We start from the raw sequence: 18,890 nt of genomic DNA, 5'->3' as shown, positions 1-18,890 counted from the left end.
CGTGTTGCTCTGTATCAGGCATTGACCCGGGCTTCGTTGGCCAGGCGGGTGATGGCCATGTCCAGCTCATCCAGGGCGGTCATGGCCTTGGCGTCATCCTGCTTGAGCAGGGTTTCGGCGCGCTGGCAGGCCGCGCGCAGTTGTGGCACGCCGCAGTAGCGGGTGGCGCCGTGCAGACGGTGGACCCGTTCGATCAGGGCATTGTTGTCGTTGGCTTCGCGGGCGATGCAGACCGCTTCGCGATCGGCTTCCAGGGACGCCAGCAACATGGCCAGCATATCGGCGGCCAAGTCAGCCTTGCCGGCCGCCAGGCGCAGGCCTTCCTCATGGTCGAGTACCGGCAGTTGGGCGGCGGGGCCGTGGCCTTCGACGGCGCGTTCCGGGCCCTGGTTGCGCAAGGCCAGGCCGGTCCATTTCAGCACCACCTGGGCCAGTTGCCGCTCGCTGATGGGCTTGGTCAGGTAGTCATCCATGCCGCTTTGCAGCAGGGCGCGTTTTTCATTGGCCATGGCGTGGGCCGTCAGCGCGACGATAGGCAGCGGCGTGCCGTGGCGCTCGCTTTCCCACTGGCGAATCGCCTCGGTGCTCTGGCGCCCGTCCATGCCGGGCATCTGCACGTCCATCAGCACCAGGTCGAAGGCTTCCTTTTTCACCGCTTCGATGGCGGTATAGCCGCTTTCCACGGCCTGCACTTTGGCGCCCATGTCTTCGAGCAGGGTTTGCACCAGCAGCAGGTTGGCCGGGTTGTCGTCGACACACAACACCCGTGGCGCACGGCTGGACAACGGCTCGCCCGGTTCACTGCGCGAGGGGCGCGGGCTGATCAGGTCGGACAGCGCCCGGCGCAATTTGCGGGTACAGGCCGGCTTGGCCTGCAACTGGCTATTGGGGTTGGGCACCGACAGGTTGAACAGCATCTGTTCGGTGGTCGGGCACAGCACCAGGACTTTGCAGCCCAGGTGTTCAAGGTCCCAGAGATGCTGGTTGAGGCGCTCGGGTGGAATATCGTTGGCGGTGATGCCCAACACCGCCAGGTCGATCGCCTGCTCGGTCTGGTGCGCGCTGGTAATACCGTTGGTCAGGTTTTCCAGGCTGGTGAACGGCGTGACTTCCAGGCCGCAGTCTTCCAACTGGTGTTGCAGGGCCTGGCGCGCCAGTTCGTGATTCTCCAGCACGGCCACGCGCCGGCCCAGCAGCGGCGGGGCCGGCAGGTCTTCGATATCGTCGCGGGTCTTGGGCAGGTTGAGGCTGATCCAGAACTCCGACCCCTGGCCCGGCGTGCTGTCGACGCCGATTTCGCCGCCCATCTGCTCGATCAGGCGTTTGGAAATCACCAGCCCCAGGCCCGTCCCACCGGGCTGGCGGGACAACGAGTTATCCGCCTGGCTGAAGGCCTGGAACAGGGCGCGCACATCCTGGTTGGACAGGCCGATGCCGGTGTCTTGCACGCTGATGCGCAGTTGCACGCTGTCTTCCTGCTCGTCTTCAAGCATGGCCCGGGCGACGATGGTGCCTTCGCGGGTGAACTTGATGGCATTGCTGACCAGGTTGGTGAGGATCTGCTTGAGGCGCAGCGGGTCGCCCACCAGGGATAGCGGCGTATCGCGGTAGACCAGGCTCACCAGCTCCAGCTGTTTGGCGTGGGCGGCCGGGGCAAGGATGGTCAGGGTGTCTTGCAGCAGGTCGCGCAGGTTGAACGGGATATTGTCGAGCACCAGCTTGCCGGCTTCGATTTTCGAGAAGTCGAGGATTTCGTTGATGATGCCCAGCAGGTTGTCGGCGGACTTTTCGATGGTGCCCAGGTAATCCAACTGGCGGGGTGACAGCTCGCTTTTCTGCAACAGGTGGGTGAAACCGAGGATGCCGTTGAGCGGCGTGCGGATTTCATGGCTCATATTGGCCAGGAACTCGGACTTGATGCGGCTGGCTTCCAGGGCTTCCTTGCGGGCCAGGTCCAGCTCGATGTTCTGGATCTCGATGGTCTCCAGGTTCTGGCGCACATCTTCGGTGGCCTGGTCGATGCTGTGTTGCAGTTCTTCCTGGGCGTTTTGCAGGGTATCGGCCATGCGATTGATACCGGACGCCAATTGATCCAGTTCCTGGCTGCCCAGGGGCGGCAAGCGGGTTTCCAGGTTGCCGTCCTTGAGCTGCGCCACCGCTTGCTTGATCTGGCCGATGGGCGAGTTGATCGTGCGACTGATACGTAAGGCCAGGGCGGTCGTGCAGATCAGCCCGATGGCGATCAACAGCAGGCTGGCGAACAGGCTGCGATAGCCGCGCAGCAGCATGCCATTGTGGGTCAGCTCCAGCTCGACCCAGCCCAGCAGGCGGTCGGCTTCGTCGGGAATCAAGTCGCCGGCGAGGTTGCGATGGCGGCCGAACACGGGCAGCAGGTAGCGGGTGGCGTCATTGCCGGTGTGCTGCAACAGGTGCGAGCTGTTGCCGATCGGCGGCTGGTTGAGCATCGTCGGGCCGGCATGGGCCAGGGGCGAGCGGTCGGGCGCCAGGAAGGACACGGCGCGGACGTCGACTTGCTCCAGGGACTGGGTAGCGATGCGTTCCAGCAGGTCGGTGTTCTTGTTGCCCAGGGCCGGAGCCACCAGCGGCGCCAGCTGTTCGGCGATCATCTCGCCGCGATTGAGCAGTTGGGTTTGCAGGTCCGAGAGCTGCATCCAGGTGAAATAACCGCCCAGCAGCAAGGCCATCAGGCTGGTAGGCAACAAGGTCAGCAACAGTACGCGGCCTTTTATCCCCATTCTTCTTAGCACGCCACTCTCCTGCTACCACACTGATGTCGACATTCTACGCAGGCATCCGGCCTGCGCCACCTGCGCAGTGTAGCCATATGCGGGGGGTGGAATCTTGCAAAAGATGATTGAGGGGGGAGGGCGGGCTTATTGAGTACCTCTCCATTGCTGCGCTAACGGATAGGTACACCGAAGCGCCAGCACCTGCATGCCGGTCGCTACCGATTACGCTGCTGGCGCTTTTTCCACTGATGCCCAACCCACCATCGCCAGTACACCATGGTCAGGCAGTACGCCAGCGCGCCCAGGACCAGGCCCAGCACCACCGAGCCCAGCAGGAAGGGCTGCCACATGGTCGACAGTTGCCCGCTGATCCACTCCCAGGTCAGTTCGTCGGGCAGGGTGCGGGCCGGGATGTTCATCAGCCAGGTGCCCGTCATGTAGGTGCAGAAGAACACCACGGGCATGGTAATCGGGTTGGTCAGCCATACCAGGCTCACGGCGATGGGCATATTGCCACGCACGGAGATGGCGAGGATGGCCGCCAGCAGCATCTGCAAGGGCATGGGAATGAAGGCGGCAAACAAGCCGACAGCCATGGCCCGGGCAACCGAGTGCCGGTTGAGGTGCCAGAGGTTGGGGTCATGGAGCAGCGTGCCGAGAAAGCGTAAGGACTTATGTTCCCTGATGCTGGTCGGATCGGGCATGTACCGTTTGAATAAGTGCCGTGGCATAAGGGGTCCAGGTCAGTTCGAGGGGCAAGTATGCCCGTATTCTACGAACGGGAAATTCAGACTTTGTGACAAAAAATCATAGTTCGCCCTGAACCGCTCGGCTAACACTCAATGGATCACGTTCAAGGAATGATCCATGCGTACAGGGATGTTTGCATTGGCATTGGGGCTGCTGGCGTTGCGCCTGCTGCCCGTCTTGCCGCCGGTCGGTTGGTTGCTGGTGTTGCCGGTGGTGGCGTTGATGCTGCTGCCGTTTCGTACTTATCCGCTGGCGTTTTTCCTGTTGGGCCTGGCCTGGGCCTGTTTCAGCGCGCAGCGGGCACTGGACGACCGGCTCGCTCCCGCCCTGGACGGCCAGACCCGTTGGTTGGAGGGGCGGGTCAGCGGGCTGCCGCAGCAGGGCAATGGGCTGGTGCGCTTCGAGCTGAGCGACAGCCGGTCACGCCAGGGCCGGCTGCCCCAGCGTATCCGTGTGACCTGGCAGGGCGGCCCGCCAGTGCGCAGCGGCGAGCGCTGGCGTTTGGCTGTCACCCTCAAACGGCCCTCCGGCCTGCTGAATTTCCAGGGCTTCGACCAGGAAGCCTGGCTGCTGGCCCAGCGCGTGGGGGCAACGGGGTCGGTCAAGGACGGCCAGCGCCTGGCACCCGCCCGGCATGCCTGGCGCGACGGGCTGCGCCAGCAGCTACTGGCGGTCGATGCCCGGGGGCGCGAAGCCGGGCTGGCCGCATTGGTGCTGGGCGACGGCTCCGGCTTGGCCGCCGAGGATTGGCGCATTTTGCAGGACACCGGCACCGTGCATCTGTTGGTCATCTCCGGCCAACATATCGGCCTGTTGTCAGGGTTGATCTATGCCCTGGTGGCCGGGCTGGCCCGCTATGGCTGCTGGCCCAGGCGCTTGCCCTGGCTGCCCTGGGCCTGCGGCCTGGCATTTTCCGCGGCGCTGGCCTATGGCGTGCTCGCCGGTTTTGCCGTGCCGGTGCAGCGCGCCTGTGTGATGGTGGGGCTGGTGTTGCTGTGGCGCCTGCGGTTTCGCCATCTGGGGATCGGCTGGCCCCTGCTGCTGGCCCTCAATGCGGTATTGATCCTTGAACCCCTGGCCAGCCTGCAACCGGGTTTCTGGTTGTCATTTGCCGCCGTGGCCGTGTTGCTGCTGGCCTTCAGCGGCCGTTTGGGGGCCTGGCGTGCGTGGCAGGTCTGGACCCGTGCCCAATGGCTGATCGCTATCGGGCTGTTCCCGTTGCTATTAATACTGGGTTTGCCCATCAGTTTGAGCGCCCCACTGGCCAATCTGTTGGCCGTGCCATGGATCAGCCTGGTGGTGCTGCCGCTGGCGTTGTCGGGCACGCTGTTGTTGGCGGTGCCTGGGTTGGGCGGTGGTCTGCTATGGCTGGCAGGTGGCGCGCTGGATGGGCTGTTCCAGGCCCTGGCCTGGCTGGCCGTGTATGTACCGGCCTGGATGCCGGCCGAGGTGCCTGTGGGCTACTGGCTGCTCAGTCTGCTGGGGGCCGTGCTGTTATTGATGCCCAAGGGCATTCCTGTGCGCCTGCTGGGCTGGCCCCTATTGTTGCTGGCGGTATTCCCGCCCCGTGAATCGATCCCATTGGGCCAGGTGGCGGTAGAGCAACTGGATGTCGGCCAGGGCCTGGCGATTGTGTTGCGCACCCGCAACCACGTGCTGTTGTATGACGCCGGGCCACGGGTGGGGGACTTCGATCTCGGTGAGCGCGTGGTTCTGCCGGCTCTGCGTAAGCTGGGGGTTGGCCAGGTGGACTTGATGCTGCTCAGCCATGCCGACGCCGATCATGCCGGAGGCGCGGCGGCGGTGGCGCGCGGGTTGCCGGTCAAGCGCGTGGTGGGCGGGGAAACCCAGGGGCTGCCGGCGTTTCTCGGCGCCCAGGCCTGTGCCAGCGGTGAACAATGGGAATGGGACGGCGTGGCATTCCAGCTGTGGCAATGGGCCGATGCCCGCAACGGCAACGCGAAGTCGTGCGTGCTGCAGGTCCAGGCCAGTGGCGAGCGGCTGCTGCTGACCGGCGATATCGACCGTGAGGCCGAACGGGCCTTGTTGGCCACGCCCCTGGCGGTGCCCACGGATTGGCTGCAAGCCCCTCACCATGGCAGCCGCAGTTCCTCATCCTGGCCGTTTGTCCAGCAACTGGCCCCCAAGGCGGTGCTGATCTCCCGTGGGCGAGGCAATGGCTTTGGCCATCCGCACCCGCAGGTAGTTGCGCGTTACCAGCATCTGCGCAGCGCCCTTTATGACAGCGCCGAACAGGGCGCCGTGCGCCTGCGCCTGGGGGCTTTCCAGGCTCCGGTCACGGCGCGCAGCCAGCGCCGTTTCTGGCGCACGCCTGCAATTGACAGTTACCAAAGAGCGGGGCCTGCGACATGATGGCCGTCGGCGGGCAGGCTCTTCCTCGCCAGCCTATATGCTAAAGTGGCGCACTTTTTCGAGGGGACATTCACTGTGTGGGAATTGGTCAAATCCGGCGGCTGGATGATGTTGCCGATCATTCTGAGCTCCATCGCCGCACTCGGCATCGTTGCCGAACGCCTGTGGACCCTGCGCGCCAGCCGTGTGACCCCTGATCATCTGCTGGGGCAGGTCTGGCGCTGGATCAAGGACAAGCAACTGGACAAGGAAAAGCTCAAGGAACTGCGAGCCAATTCCCCCCTGGGCGAGATCCTGGCTGCGGGCCTGGCCAACTCCAAGCACGGTCGCGAGATCATGAAGGAGTGCATTGAAGAAGCCGCGGCCCGGGTGATCCACGAGCTGGAGCGCTACATCAATGCCCTGGGCACCATCGCGGCGATGGCGCCATTGCTGGGCTTGCTCGGCACGGTACTGGGCATGATCGATATCTTCAGTGCTTTCACCGGTTCGGGCATGACCACCAATGCCTCGGTATTGGCCGGGGGCATTTCCAAGGCCTTGATCACCACGGCGGCGGGCCTGATGGTGGGGATTCCGGCGGTGTTTTTCCACCGTTTCCTGCAACGGCGCATTGATGAGCTGGTGGTGGGCATGGAGCAGGAAGCGATCAAGCTGGTGGAAGTGGTCCAGGGCGACCGCGATGTCGACCTGGTCGAGGGCAAAGCGTGAAATTTCGCCGCAAGCCCCGGGAAACCGTCGATATCAACCTGGCCTCGTTGATCGATGTGGTGTTTATCCTGCTGCTGTTTTTTGTCGTCACCACCACCTTTACCCGGGAAACCCAGCTGCGGGTCGAACTGCCGGAAGCCGTCAGCGGCTCGCCGGCTGAAGACCAGCAGCTCAAGCAACTGGAGATCACCATCAGCGCCGAAGGGGTGTTTTCGCTGAATAATCAGTTGCTCGAAAAAAACGACGTGGCCAGCGTGATGGATGCGCTGCAGAGGGAATCCGGCGGTGATACGCAACTGCCGCTATCCATCAGCGCCGATGGCAAGACCCCGCACCAGGCCGTGATCACCGCGATGGATGCTGCCGGCAAGCTCGGCTTCAGCCATTTGCGCATGACCACCGTCGAGGCGGCGGGGCAGCCCTGATGGCCTGGTCCGATCGTTTGCTCAAGGCCTGGTACGACGGCCACCCGGCGCTCAAGCTCCTGCAGCCGCTGGAGGCGCTCTATCGCCAGGTGGTCAAGCGCAAGCGCGACCGGTTCCTGGCGGGTGAGGGCACGATCTACCAATCACCGGTGCCCATTGTCGTGGTCGGCAATATCACCGTGGGCGGCACGGGCAAGACGCCGTTGATCCTGTGGTTGATCGAGCATTGCCAGCGCAGTGGCCTGCGGGTCGGCGTGGTCAGCCGTGGCTATGGGGCCAAGCCTGCGCAGTTGCCATGGCGGGTGCAGGCTAGCGACAGCGCGCAAGTGGCCGGCGACGAGCCCTTGTTGATCGTGCAGCGCAGCGGCGTGGCACTGATGATCGACCCCGATCGCAGCCGTGCGGTGCAGGCCCTGCTGGCCAGCGACACCCTGGACCTGATCCTCTCCGACGATGGCCTGCAACATTACCGCCTGGCCCGCGACCTGGAACTGGTGCTGATCGACAATGCCCGTGGCCTGGGTAATCGCCGCTGCCTGCCTGCCGGGCCGCTGCGCGAGCCGGTCGAGCGCCTGCACAGCGTCGATGCCCTGCTCTATAACGGCGCGGCGGCTGATCGCGAAGATGGCTTTGCCTTCCGTCTGTTGCCCACGACCCTGGTCAATCTGCTGACCGGAGAGCACCAGCCGCTGGACCATTTCCCCGTGGGGCAGCGGGTGCACGCGGTCGCCGGCATCGGCAACCCGCAACGTTTCTTCAACACCCTCGAAACGCTACACTGGCTGCCGATACCCCATGCATTTGCCGACCATGCGCCCTACAGCGCCGAGGTCCTGAATTTTACGCCGTCACTGCCGTTGGTCATGACCGAAAAGGACGCGGTGAAGTGCCGCGCCTTTGCCCAGGCACACTGGTGGTACCTTGCAGTCGATGCAGCACCGTCACCGGCGTTTATCGCCTGGTTCGACACGCAACTGATGCGTCTGCTGCCGGCTCGACTTTTGCCTTGAAACGCTTTTATCCAGGAAACCCCCATGGACACCAAACTGCTCGATATCCTCGCTTGCCCGATCTGCAAAGGCCCGCTCAAGCTCAGTGCCGACAAGACCGAGCTGATCAGCAAGGGCGCCGGCCTGGCCTACCCGATCCGCGACGGCATCCCGGTGATGCTGGAAAGCGAAGCCCGTACCCTGACGACCGACGAGCGCCTGGATAAATGACCACTGCCTTCACTGTTGTCATCCCCTCGCGCTACGCCTCCACCCGCCTGCCCGGCAAGCCGCTGCAGATGATCGGCGCCAAGCCGATGATCCAGCTGGTCTGGGAGCAGGCCTGCAAGAGCAGCGCCCAGCGCGTGGTGGTGGCCACGGATGACCTGCGGATCATCGAGGCCTGCAAGGGGTTTGGTGCCGAAGCGGTGTTGACCCGTGAAGACCACAACTCCGGCACCGACCGCCTGGCCGAAGTCGCCACGCACCTGGGCCTGGCGCCGGACGCCATCGTGGTCAACGTGCAAGGCGACGAGCCGCTGATCCCGCCGTGTGTCATCGACCAGGTCGCCGCCAACCTGGCCGCCCATGCCGAAGCCCGCATGGCGACCCTGGCCGAGCCCATCGAAGACATCCAGACCCTGTTCAACCCGAACGTGGTCAAGGTGGTCAGCGACCTCAATGGCCTGGCCCTGACCTTCAGCCGTTCGACCCTGCCCTGGGCGCGCGACGAATTTGCCCGGCAGCCTGACGTGTTGCCGGCGGGCGTGCCGTATCGCCGTCATATCGGCATTTATGCCTACCGCGCCGGCTTCCTGCATGACTTCGTCAGCTGGGGCCCATGCTGGTTGGAAAACACCGAGGCCCTGGAGCAACTGCGGGCCCTGTGGCACGGTGTGCGCATTCATGTGGGGGATGCGATTGAAGCCCCGCCGCCGGGGGTCGATACCCAGGAAGACCTTGAGCGCGTACGTCGGTTGCTGGGGGCTTGATGGAAGTCCTGTTTGTGTGCCTGGGCAATATCTGCCGCTCGCCCACCGCCGAGGGCGTGCTGCGCCACAAACTGCGGGCCGCCGGGCTGGCGGACCGGGTCGAGGTGGCGTCTGCCGGGACCGGTGAATGGCATATCGGCAAGGCGCCGGACAAACGCAGCCAGCAAGCGGCGCTGCGCCGTGGCTACGACTTGTCGGCCCAGCGTGCCCAGCAGGTGTCGCGCGCCGATTTTGCGCGCTACGACCTGATCCTGGCCATGGACCAGAGCAACCTGCGTAATCTCAAGGCCATGCAGCCGGCCCAGGGCAAGGCCGAGCTGGACCTGTTCCTGCGCCGCTACGACTTGGCGGTGGATGAAGTGCCGGATCCGTATTACGACGGCGAACAGGGTTTCGAGCAGGTCCTGGACCTGATCGAGTCCGCCTGTGATTTGTTGGTGATCGAATTGAAGGGGCGTTTATGAGTCTGGATGTGCAGCCCCAAGTGTCCCTGAAGGCCTTCAACAGTTTTGGCATCGATGTGCGTGCGCAGTTGTTCGCCGAGGCCCATAGCGACGCCGATGTGCGCGAGGCCCTGGCCTATGCGGCCGCACAACCGTTGCCATTGCTGGTGATCGGTGGCGGCAGCAACCTGCTGCTGACCCAGGATATCCCGGCGCTGGTATTGCGCATGGCGACCCGGGGTATTCGCGTCCTGCACGAGGACGCGCAGCAGGTGGTGGTGGAAGCCGAGGCGGGTGAGGCCTGGCATCCTTTTGTGCTGTGGACCCTTGAGCAAGGATTCTCTGGCCTGGAAAACCTCAGCCTGATCCCCGGCACTGTCGGTGCGGCGCCGATGCAGAACATTGGTGCCTACGGGGTCGAGATCAAGGATGTGTTTGCCGGCCTGACCGCCCTCGACCGCCAGACGGGCGAGTTGCGCGATTTCAGCCTGGCAGAATGCAATTTCGCCTACCGCGACAGCCTGTTCAAGCACGAAGTAGGGCGCTGGCTGATCCTGCGGGTGCGCTTTGCCTTGAGCCGCGTCGCGCAGTTGAAGCTCGGCTATGGCCCAGTGCAACAACGCCTGGCCGAGCAGGGCATTACCCAGGCCACACCGAGCGACGTCAGCCGCGCCATATGCAGCATCCGCAGTGAAAAACTACCCGACCCCGCGGTATTGGGCAACGCTGGCAGTTTCTTCAAGAACCCGCTGGTCTCCCAGGGGCTGGCGGCGCAGTTGCAGCTGCAATATCCCGATCTGGTGGCCTACCCCCAGGTCGATGGCCAAGTGAAACTGGCGGCCGGCTGGTTGATTGAAAAGGCCGGCTGGAAGGGCTTTCGCGACGGTGATGCCGGTGTGCATCGCTTGCAGGCGCTGGTGCTGGTCAACTATGGCGCGGCCACCGGCCTGGATATTTCCAGCCTGGCCCAGCGCATCCAGCGCGATATCGCCGAGCGCTTCCAGGTCGACCTGGAAATGGAACCCAATCGTTATTGAGCTACGCTTTCCGTGTGTTGAACCAAGCCCTGCACTGCAGGGCTTTTTTGTTAATGCTGGGTTAACTTAGCAGGCTAACGCTGCCTGTTTATTGTTCGATAGATGCTGTTTATCAAGGGCCCGGAGAAGACCTGTCTTCACAAGAGAGCCCGATTAGCCTGAGCCATCTGCGTGAACCGACTCCGCTCCCTTGAAAGCGGCAGATAGCTCGACCCCATAATCCAATCACTATGCGGGCGTGCCCATGATTACTCTGAAACTCAACGGTCAAGATCATCCACTGGATGTCACCGAGGACATGCCCCTACTGTGGGCGATCCGCGACGTGGCGGGTTACAACGGCACCAAGTTCGGTTGCGGCATGGGCCTGTGCGGTGCCTGCACCATTCATATCGACGGCTCGCCGGCGCGCAGTTGCATCACGCCCATCGGCTCGGTCAAAGGGCAGAACGTCAGCACTATCGACAACCTGCATAACGACCCGATTGGCCAGGTGGTGCAGCAGGCGTGGCTGGACACCGCAGTGGCGCAATGCGGTTACTGCCAGGGCGGGCAGATCATGTCGGCCACGGCCTTGCTCAAAACCAACCCCAACCCCAGCGATGCGCAGATTGAAGAGGCGATGGTCGGCAATATCTGCCGTTGCGGCACCTATAACCGCATCAAGACGGCGATCCGCCAGGCCGCGACCCACTTGCAGGAGGCCAAGGCATGAGCCAGTTGCCGAGCAATTTCGCCCTGAACAACCTCAGTCGCCGTGGGTTCCTCAAGGGGGTCGGCGCCACCGGTGCGCTGGTGGTGGCTGCCAGTTGGGGCTTGCCCCAGGCCTTTGCCGCCGAGGCCAAGCAATACGGCGGGGCCGCGATGCCCCATGGGGTGGTCGATGATCCCAAGGTCTATGTCAGCATCGCCACCGACGGCACCGTCACCGTGATTTGCAACCGCTCGGAAATGGGCCAGGGCGTGCGCACCAGCCTGACCATGGTGGTGGCCGATGAACTGGAGGCCGATTGGGCGCTGGTGAAGGTTGCGCAGGCGCCGGGCGATGAAGCGCGTTTTGGCAACCAGGATACCGACGGTTCGCGCAGCATGCGCCATTGGTTCGAGCCGATGCGCCGGTGCGGCGCCGCCGTGCGAACCATGCTGGAACAGGCCGCTGCCGAGCAGTGGCAAGTCCCGCTGGGCGAATGCCGGGCACAGTTGCATAAAGTGATTCACCAGCCCAGCGGCCGCGAACTGGGCTATGGCGCCCTGGCCGCAGCCGCCGGTGCGCTGGCGGTGCCGGCGCGCGACAGCCTGCGGCTCAAGCAACCGGCACAATTTCGCTATATCGGCAAGGACGCCACCAAGGCCATCGACGGTGCCGATATCGTCAATGGCCGCGCGGTGTACGGCGCCGATGTGCATTTCGACGGCATGCTGTTTGCGACCATTGCCCGGCCCAAGGTGTATGGCGGCCAGGTCAAGTCGTTCGATGCCAGCGCGGCGTTGAAAGTGCCGGGTGTGATCAAGGTCCTGCAAATCGAGAGCCGTCCCATACCCTCGGAGTTCCACCCCTTGGGCGGGGTGGCGGTGGTGGCCAGCAACACCTGGGCGGCGATCAAGGGCCGTGAGGCATTGCAGATCGTCTGGGAGGACGGCGCCAATGCCGGCTACAACTCCATCGACTATCGCAAGACCCTGGAAGCCGCGGCCCTCCAGCCCGGCAAGGTCGTGCGCAATACTGGCAGCATCGACCAGGCCCTGAGCGATGCCGACAGCACCCTCGAAGCCGCGTATTACTTGCCACACCTGGCGCAGTCGCCGATGGAGCCGATGGTGGCCGTGGCCCGTTATCACGACGGGCAATGCGAGGCCTGGGCCCCGAGCCAGGCGCCGCAGGTCACGCGCGAACGGGTGGCCGAGCGCCTGGGCCTGCCGTTCGATAATGTCACGATCCATGTCACCTTGCTGGGCGGCGGTTTCGGGCGCAAGTCCAAGCCGGACTTCATCATCGAGGCTGCGCTGCTGGCCAAGGAGTTCCCCGGCAAGGCCGTGCGCGTGCAATGGACCCGTGAAGACGATATCCATAATTCCTACTTCCATACCGTCTCCGCCGAGTACCTCAAGGCCGGCCTGAACAAAGACGGCATGCCCTCCGGCTGGCTGCACCGCACCGTGGCACCCAGCATCACCGCGCTGTTTGCGCCGGGCATGAACCATGAGGCCGCGTTTGAGCTGGGCATGGGCTTTACTAACATGGCCTACGCCATTCCCAATGTGCGCCTGGAGAACCCTGAAGCGGCCGCCCATACCCGTGTGGGTTGGTACCGTTCGGTGTCGAATATCCCCCATGGTTTTGCCATTCAGAGCTTTGTCGATGAACTGGCGCACAAGGCCGGCCAGGATCCGCTGAAATATCAACTCAAGCTGCTGGGCCCGGATCGCCAGATCGATCCACGCACCTTGAGCGAAGAGTGGAACTACGGTGAGTCACCCGAGCGTTACCCGATCGATACCGCGCGCATGCGTGGCGTACTGGAAACCGCCGCCAAGGCTGCCGGCTGGGGCCGTGCACTGGCCAAGGGGCGTGGCCTGGGGCTGGCGGTGCACTACAGCTTTGTGACTTATGTGGCGGCGGTGATCGAGGTGGAGGTCAAGGACGATGGCACCTTGATTGTGCACAAGGCCGATATTGCCGTGGACTGCGGCCCGCAGATCAACCCGGAGCGCATCCGCTCGCAGTTCGAGGGCGCCTGCGTCATGGGCTTGGGCAACGCGGTCCTGGGGGAAATCAGCTTCAAGGAGGGCAAGGTCCAGCAGGACAACTTCCATATGTATGAAGTGGCGCGTATGTCCCTGGCGCCCAAGGAAATCGCCATCCATTTAGTCACCCCCCAAGGTGAGGTGCCCCTGGGCGGTGTGGGGGAGCCGGGCGTGCCGCCGATTGCACCGGCGCTGTGCAATGCAATATTTGCCGCCACCGGCAAGCGCATCCGCAACCTGCCGGTGCGCTATCAGTTGCAGGGCTGGCAGCAGGAGGCGAAGGCCTGATGGACAGCGTGGATCTGAATGTCCTGCGCAGCGTGCTGCAATGGCGCCGCGCAGGGCAGCGGGTGGTGCTGTACAGCGTGGTCCAGACCTGGGGCAGCGCGCCACGACCGCCAGGGGCGATGCTGGCCCTGCGCGGCGATGGGGTGGTGATCGGCTCGGTCTCCGGGGGCTGCATCGAAGATGATCTGATCGCCCGGCTCCACGATGGCCGCTTGCCTGATGACGGGCCGCCGGTGCAACTGGTGACCTATGGCGTCACCCGGGATGAAGCGGCGCGCTTTGGATTGCCTTGCGGCGGCACCTTGCGCCTGACGGAGGAGCGGGTGGGCGATCCTGCGTGGGTCGCCGAGTTGCTGGCGCGTTGCGAGGCCCATGAAATGGTGGCACGGGAGTTGGATGTGGCGACGGGCACTGTGCGCTTAAGCGCGGCGAGCAAGTCCGACCTTGTCAGTTTTGATGGTGAGCGCTTGCGGGCCATCTACGGCCCGCGCTGGCGCCTGCTGCTGATCGGTGCTGGCCAGTTGTCGCGCTATGTGGCCGAAATGGCGCGCCTGTTGGATTTTGAAGTGCTGATCTGCGACCCGCGTACGGAGTTTGTGCATGGCTGGGAAGAACAGCACGGGCGCTTTGTGCCGGGAATGCCCGATGAAGCCGTGCTCAATATCCAGACGGACGAGCGCACGGCCATTGTCGCCCTGACCCACGATCCACGCCTGGACGATATGGCGCTGTTGACCGCCTTGAATTCCAGGGCGTTCTACGTTGGCGCCCTGGGTTCGCGGGTCAATAGCCGCAAGCGCCGCGAAGACTTGGCGGCGCTGGGATTGAGCGCCGAGGCCATTGCACGGTTGCACGGCCCGATTGGGCTGCCGATTGGCAGTCATACGCCGGCGGAGATTGCCTTGTCGTTGATGGCGCAGATCGTTGCAATCAAGAACGGTGTGGAAGTTTCGCAGCGTAAGCCCTTGCTGGAAACCGTCAATTGACGAGCGCCATCACCGCCATTGTCCTGGCGGCGGGGCAGGGCAGCCGGTTCCGCGCGTTAAGCGGTCAGGACAAACTGCTGGCGCCTTGTGTGGGGCGTGATGGGGTGACGCGGCCGGTCTTGGAGCAGGTGCTGGTCAATTTGCCCGCCAGTGTCACCCGACGTTGGGTGGTCACATCGCCGGAGCGCAGCGAGGTTGTGCGTCTGGCTGGGAGCTATGGGTGCGAAGTGCTGCTCCTGGATTCGGCGGGCATGGGCGACAGCATTGCGGCAGCGGTGGCGGCCAGTAGCTCGGCAGCGGGTTGGTTGGTGGTGTTGGGGGATATGCCGTTTATCCAGGCGGCGAGTATTGAGCGGGTGATAGAGCGGGTGGAGGGGGTCAGTGTGCCGGTGCATGCCGGCCGGCGGGGCCATCCTGTTGCGTTTGGCCCGGCACTGGGGCCGGTGTTGATGGGGTTGACTGGGGACCGTGGGGCCAAGGCTCTGTTTGCCCAGGCGGAGGTGCGGGAAGTGCCGGTGGATGATCCCGGGGTATTGTGGGATGTGGATGTGCCGCAATCACTGGAGTTCAGGTAGGGGTTTGCTTGGCGGCGATGGCGGCCTTAAGCTCACCGTGCCTCTCTCTACCGCCATCGCGGGCAAGCCCGCTCCCACATTTGATCTTTGTCGTTGAACAGAGCCCATAAAAAAGCCCCGCCTGAGTGATCAGGCGGGGCTTTTTAGTTGCCGTAGGCGTTAAGCGAGGGGTTTAGGCTCGTGCTCTTCTTCCAGGGCTTTTGGGTTGTGCTCTACCACTTCATCAACGGAACGCAGGTTCTCGTCGATGGCTGGGGCAGTGTGCTCAACTGCGGCTTCGACGGCAGGCGCCTCGACCACTTCAGCAACAACCGGTGCCGCTTCGACGACGGCCGGGGCTGCTGCCGCTGCTGCTTCGGCTTCTTTCTGCAGACGCTCGGCTTCACGCTTGCGACGACGCACTTCACGCGGGTCGTTAGGCGCACGGCCGTTTTCGGTCAGGGCGCTGGCAGGGGCTTCAACCACTGGGGCGGCCACTTCGGCAACCACTGGGGTTTGCACAACCACCGGAGCAGGCTCGGCAACCACGACCGGTTCTGCAACTACCGCAGGTTCGGCGATAACCACTTCAGCAACCGGGGCCGGCGCTTCTTCTACCGGCGCCGGGGCAGGGGCTTCGGCGACGACGGCTGGCTCGGCAGTCCACTGGAAGGCGGTCTGTTCTTCGCGAACTTCACGCACTGGCGGGGTTGGCTCGGCAACTGGCGCTTCGACAACCGCTTCAACCACTGGCTGTGGTTCAACCACGGCCGCAGGTGCTGCTACTGCTTCGGCTTCAGGCTGGGCTTCGCGAACCGGTGCAACTTCCACTGCTGGAGCGGTAGGTGCTTCGATCACGCTGGTCGCTTCGACAACCGGCGCTTCGACGACGGCAGTTTCCTGCACGGCGGCGGTGGCACGTTCGGCCTGCTGGTTGGCTTCGGCTTCGGCGGGCGCACTGATGACCACGCTGGCAACCGCAGCGGTAACGGCCAGGCCAGCGGCCAGTTCGGTGCTGGTGGGTTCGTTGCTAGCGGTTTCTTCGGTGGCTTCGCCGGTCTCTTCCGAGCCTTCGATCACATTGCCGTTGGCGTCACGTTGACGCTCACGACGGTTGCTGCGACGACGCTGGCCACGGGAGCGGCGGCGTGGACGATCGCCTTCGGCGTTGTCCTGGCCATCTTCCTGTGGCTGCTCGTCGTTGTTCAGCAGTTCTTCTTCGCTGGCGGCGGCAGCCTGCTCGGCGCGTGGTTGACGCTCTTCACGCGGTGGGCGTGGGGCGCGCTCTTCACGGGGCTGGCGGGCCGGGCGTTCTTCAGTCGCGGCTTCCACTGCAACGGCTGCCACGGCTGGAGCGGCGTCCAGTGGTTCGCGCAGTTCACGTACACGTTCTTCACGCTCGCCACGTGGCTTGCGATCTTCACGCGGGGCGCGAGGGGTGCGGGGTGCGCGTTCTTCACGTGGCGCACGCTCTTCACGCGGGGCGCGTTCTTCGCGGGCTACGGCCGGGGTTTCTTCACGGGCTTCGCGTGGCTGGCGCTCTTCGCGGGGCGCACGTTCTTCACGCGGTGCACGTTCTTCGCGAGGCTTGCGCTCTTCGTCACGGCGACCGTTGCGGTTACGGCTCTGCTGGCGACCGTTGCGACGCTCTTCGTTGCGTGCAGGGCGTTCAGCGGCTGGCTTCTCGACCACGGCCGGAGCTACCGGCTCTTCCTTGGTGGCGAACAGGCTGACCAGCGACTTCACCAGGCCCTTGAACAGGCTTGGCTCCGGCAGGACGGCAGGCGCGGCCACCGGGGCGGCGACTTCAGTCGGCACCGGTGCGTTGGCACGGGCCGGCGCGGTCTTGACGGCGGCTTCCTGGCGCACCAGGGTGCGGGTCGCGGCGGCTGGCTGGACTTCTTCGACTTCGGCAGCGGCAGCGGCGATTTCGTAGCTGGATTGGCCGCTGTGGGCTTCCGGGCTGTCATCACGCAGGCGCTGGACTTCAAAGTGCGGCGTCTCGAGGTGATCGTTGGGCAGGATCACGATACGGGCACGGGTGCGCAGTTCGATCTTGGTGATCGAGTTGCGTTTTTCGTTGAGCAGGAAGGCTGCAACCGGGATCGGCACTTGCGCGCGGACTTCGGCGGTGCGGTCTTTCAGGGCTTCTTCTTCGATCAGGCGCAGGATCGCCAGGGACAGCGATTCAACGTCACGGATGATGCCGGTGCCGTTGCAACGCGGGCAGACGATGCCGCTGCTTTCGCCCAGGGACGGACGCAGGCGCTGACGGGACATTTCCAGCAGGCCGAAGCGCGAGATGCGGCCAACCTGCACGCGGGCACGGTCGGCTTCCAGGCATTCGCGGACTTTTTCTTCCACGGCGCGCTGGTTCTTGGCGGGGGTCATGTCGATGAAGTCGATCACGATCAGGCCGCCGATATCACGCAGGCGCAGTTGGCGAGCGATTTCTTCGGCCGCTTCCAGGTTGGTCTGCAGGGCGGTTTCTTCGATGTCGCTGCCTTTGGTGGCGCGCGCCGAGTTGATGTCGATGGACACCAGGGCTTCGGTCGGATCGATCACGATGGAGCCACCGGAAGGCAGTTCGACCACGCGCTGGAAGGCGGTTTCGATCTGGCTTTCGATCTGGAAACGGTTGAACAGCGGCACGCTGTCTTCGTACAGCTTGATCTTGCTGGCGTACTGCGGCATCACCTGGCGGATGAAGGTCAGGGCTTCGTCCTGGGCTTCGACGCTGTCGATCAGCACTTCGCCGATGTCCTGGCGCAGGTAGTCGCGGATGGCGCGGATGATCACGTTGCTTTCCTGATAGATCAGGAATGGCGCGGAGCGGTCCAGGGACGCTTCTTTAATAGCGGTCCACAGTTGCAGCAGGTAGTCGAGGTCCCACTGCATTTCTTCGCTGCTGCGGCCAAGGCCGGCAGTGCGCACGATCAGGCCCATGTCGGCCGGGGCGATCAGGCCGTTGAGCGCTTCACGCAGTTCGTTGCGTTCTTCACCTTCGATACGACGGGAAATGCCGCCGGCACGCGGGTTGTTCGGCATCAGGACCAGGTAACGGCCAGCCAGGCTGATGAAGGTGGTCAGGGCGGCGCCCTTGTTGCCACGTTCTTCTTTTTCGACCTGGACGATGACTTCCTGGCCTTCGCTCAGGACGTCCTTGATGTTCACGCGGCCTTCAGGGGCTTTCTTGAAGTATTCGCGGGAGATTTCTTTGAGGGGCAGGAAGCCGTGGCGCTCAGAGCCAAAATCGACAAAGGCAGCCTCAAGGCTTGGCTCGATGCGAGTAATCCGGCCTTTATAGATGTTGGCCTTCTTCTGCTCGCGTGCACCGGACTCGATGTCCAGGTCGTAGAGGCGTTGGCCATCTACCAGTGCAACACGCAACTCTTCGGGTTGAGTTGCGTTAATCAGCATTCTTTTCATGTTGTACCGTCGGTTTCCGGGCTGCCGGAAACGGCGTTCGGCACACACGACTTCTCACGGTCGGTGTCAGGTGCGTCAAGAGTGGTTGGCCACTCCAGTGTCCAGCAATACCGGCCAATTGGGCTGGTATCGCGACTTACGCGTCCTGCTTGCTGTGGTGACTTAATAAGCACTCAGTCAGGAGGAGGAATCAACCGGCGACTGTGGACGAGATGAAGCGTCTAAATATAAGCCTAGTGCTACACAGTCCGACGGTTGTGCATCTCCACCCTACACGTATCCCTGATAATTCGGGTGCTGCCGCGCGCAGAATCCGCAGCGGGTTGGCATTTACCGTGTTCTCCAATGGGGAGTTCACGCTCATGGCTAATAACAGGCGTTGTTTCCGAAGCATTCGCCGTGGTCTGGTACAAGACTG

The 18,890-nt window shown here is 63.7% G+C and carries 15 protein-coding genes; 12 read left to right on the top strand and 3 right to left on the bottom strand.

Annotated elements, in window-relative coordinates; translation table 11 throughout:
- Positions 1-14: 14 nt before the first annotated feature.
- Positions 15-2,768 carry a response regulator gene (locus tag BLL38_RS20950; protein WP_076964165.1) on the bottom strand — a complete coding sequence of 918 codons (2,754 nt, stop codon included), beginning with the start codon at positions 2,766-2,768 and terminating at the stop codon, positions 15-17.
- Between the two features lie 197 nt (positions 2,769-2,965).
- A complete protein-coding gene (locus BLL38_RS20945; RefSeq protein ID WP_076964164.1) occupies positions 2,966-3,481 on the bottom strand; it encodes a DUF2062 domain-containing protein in 516 nt (171 codons plus the stop codon).
- A 136-nt stretch (positions 3,482-3,617) separates the two neighbouring features.
- Here BLL38_RS20945 and BLL38_RS20940 point away from each other — a divergent pair, with 136 nt between their 5' ends.
- The 12 genes from BLL38_RS20940 (at position 3,618) to BLL38_RS20885 (ending at position 15,064) form a co-directional block, all read left to right on the top strand.
- Positions 3,618-5,873, top strand: a complete 2,256-nt coding sequence (locus BLL38_RS20940) for a DNA internalization-related competence protein ComEC/Rec2 (RefSeq protein WP_242627626.1) — start codon at positions 3,618-3,620, stop codon at positions 5,871-5,873.
- Between the two features lie 75 nt (positions 5,874-5,948).
- Positions 5,949-6,584 carry a MotA/TolQ/ExbB proton channel family protein gene (locus BLL38_RS20935; protein ID WP_029299724.1) on the top strand — a complete coding sequence of 212 codons (636 nt, stop codon included), beginning with the start codon at positions 5,949-5,951 and terminating at the stop codon, positions 6,582-6,584.
- The gene (locus BLL38_RS20930) at positions 6,581-7,009 is read left to right on the top strand and encodes an ExbD/TolR family protein (protein WP_076964162.1); all 429 of its coding nucleotides are present in this window, start codon (positions 6,581-6,583) and stop codon (positions 7,007-7,009) included. Before BLL38_RS20935 ends, BLL38_RS20930 begins: the two co-directional genes overlap by 4 nt.
- A complete protein-coding gene (gene lpxK, locus BLL38_RS20925; RefSeq protein ID WP_076964161.1) occupies positions 7,009-8,019 on the top strand; it encodes a tetraacyldisaccharide 4'-kinase in 1,011 nt (336 codons plus the stop codon). The genes BLL38_RS20930 and lpxK overlap by 1 nt, the downstream gene beginning before the upstream one ends.
- Positions 8,020-8,043: 24 nt before the next feature.
- Complete coding sequence (locus BLL38_RS20920) at positions 8,044-8,229, top strand: Trm112 family protein (RefSeq protein ID WP_003174668.1); 186 nt, start codon at positions 8,044-8,046, stop codon at positions 8,227-8,229.
- Positions 8,226-8,990, top strand: coding sequence for a 3-deoxy-manno-octulosonate cytidylyltransferase (gene kdsB / locus BLL38_RS20915; RefSeq protein ID WP_076964160.1), 765 nt, complete (start codon positions 8,226-8,228; stop codon positions 8,988-8,990). Before BLL38_RS20920 ends, kdsB begins: the two co-directional genes overlap by 4 nt.
- Positions 8,990-9,454, top strand: a complete 465-nt coding sequence (locus BLL38_RS20910) for a low molecular weight protein-tyrosine-phosphatase (RefSeq protein WP_076964159.1) — start codon at positions 8,990-8,992, stop codon at positions 9,452-9,454. The genes kdsB and BLL38_RS20910 overlap by 1 nt, the downstream gene beginning before the upstream one ends.
- Entirely contained in the window at positions 9,451-10,470 is a 1,020-nt protein-coding gene (gene murB, locus BLL38_RS20905; protein WP_076964158.1) for a UDP-N-acetylmuramate dehydrogenase, read from the top strand. Before BLL38_RS20910 ends, murB begins: the two co-directional genes overlap by 4 nt.
- A gap of 244 nt (positions 10,471-10,714) precedes the next feature.
- Positions 10,715-11,185: a (2Fe-2S)-binding protein gene (locus BLL38_RS20900; RefSeq protein ID WP_076964157.1), complete on the top strand. Its 471-nt coding sequence runs from the start codon at positions 10,715-10,717 to the stop codon at positions 11,183-11,185.
- Positions 11,182-13,503 (top strand): xanthine dehydrogenase family protein molybdopterin-binding subunit, encoded by a 2,322-nt coding sequence (locus tag BLL38_RS20895; protein ID WP_076964156.1) that lies wholly within the window; start codon positions 11,182-11,184, stop codon positions 13,501-13,503. The genes BLL38_RS20900 and BLL38_RS20895 overlap by 4 nt, the downstream gene beginning before the upstream one ends.
- Positions 13,503-14,489 (top strand): XdhC family protein, encoded by a 987-nt coding sequence (locus BLL38_RS20890; protein ID WP_076964155.1) that lies wholly within the window; start codon positions 13,503-13,505, stop codon positions 14,487-14,489. Before BLL38_RS20895 ends, BLL38_RS20890 begins: the two co-directional genes overlap by 1 nt.
- Entirely contained in the window at positions 14,486-15,064 is a 579-nt protein-coding gene (locus BLL38_RS20885) for a nucleotidyltransferase family protein (RefSeq protein ID WP_154220601.1), read from the top strand. The genes BLL38_RS20890 and BLL38_RS20885 overlap by 4 nt, the downstream gene beginning before the upstream one ends.
- A 159-nt stretch (positions 15,065-15,223) precedes the next feature.
- Here BLL38_RS20885 and rne read toward each other — a convergent pair whose 3' ends face one another.
- Positions 15,224-18,472 (bottom strand): ribonuclease E, encoded by a 3,249-nt coding sequence (gene rne, locus BLL38_RS20880; RefSeq protein WP_083743090.1) that lies wholly within the window; start codon positions 18,470-18,472, stop codon positions 15,224-15,226.
- Positions 18,473-18,890: the final 418 nt, after the last annotated feature.

Source organism: Pseudomonas gessardii (assembly GCF_001983165.1).
GTDB classification, from domain to species: domain Bacteria; phylum Pseudomonadota; class Gammaproteobacteria; order Pseudomonadales; family Pseudomonadaceae; genus Aquipseudomonas; species Aquipseudomonas gessardii.
This window is presented reverse-complemented; position numbering and strand designations above follow the sequence as displayed.

Bases quoted from the DNA above. Each gene is read 5' to 3' on its own strand.
- lpxK (WP_076964161.1), top strand. From the start codon at position 7,009: ATGGCCTGGTCCGATCGTTTGCTCAAGGCCTGGTACGACGGCCACCCG.
- BLL38_RS20890 (WP_076964155.1), top strand. From the start codon at position 13,503: ATGGACAGCGTGGATCTGAATGTCCTGCGCAGCGTGCTGCAATGGCGC.
- BLL38_RS20895 (WP_076964156.1), top strand. From the start codon at position 11,182: ATGAGCCAGTTGCCGAGCAATTTCGCCCTGAACAACCTCAGTCGCCGT.
- BLL38_RS20945 (WP_076964164.1), bottom strand. From the start codon at position 3,481: ATGCCACGGCACTTATTCAAACGGTACATGCCCGATCCGACCAGCATC.
- kdsB (WP_076964160.1), top strand. From the start codon at position 8,226: ATGACCACTGCCTTCACTGTTGTCATCCCCTCGCGCTACGCCTCCACC.
- murB (WP_076964158.1), top strand. From the start codon at position 9,451: ATGAGTCTGGATGTGCAGCCCCAAGTGTCCCTGAAGGCCTTCAACAGT.
- BLL38_RS20900 (WP_076964157.1), top strand. From the start codon at position 10,715: ATGATTACTCTGAAACTCAACGGTCAAGATCATCCACTGGATGTCACC.
- BLL38_RS20910 (WP_076964159.1), top strand. From the start codon at position 8,990: ATGGAAGTCCTGTTTGTGTGCCTGGGCAATATCTGCCGCTCGCCCACC.
- rne (WP_083743090.1), bottom strand. From the start codon at position 18,472: ATGAAAAGAATGCTGATTAACGCAACTCAACCCGAAGAGTTGCGTGTT.
- BLL38_RS20940 (WP_242627626.1), top strand. From the start codon at position 3,618: ATGCGTACAGGGATGTTTGCATTGGCATTGGGGCTGCTGGCGTTGCGC.
- BLL38_RS20920 (WP_003174668.1), top strand. From the start codon at position 8,044: ATGGACACCAAACTGCTCGATATCCTCGCTTGCCCGATCTGCAAAGGC.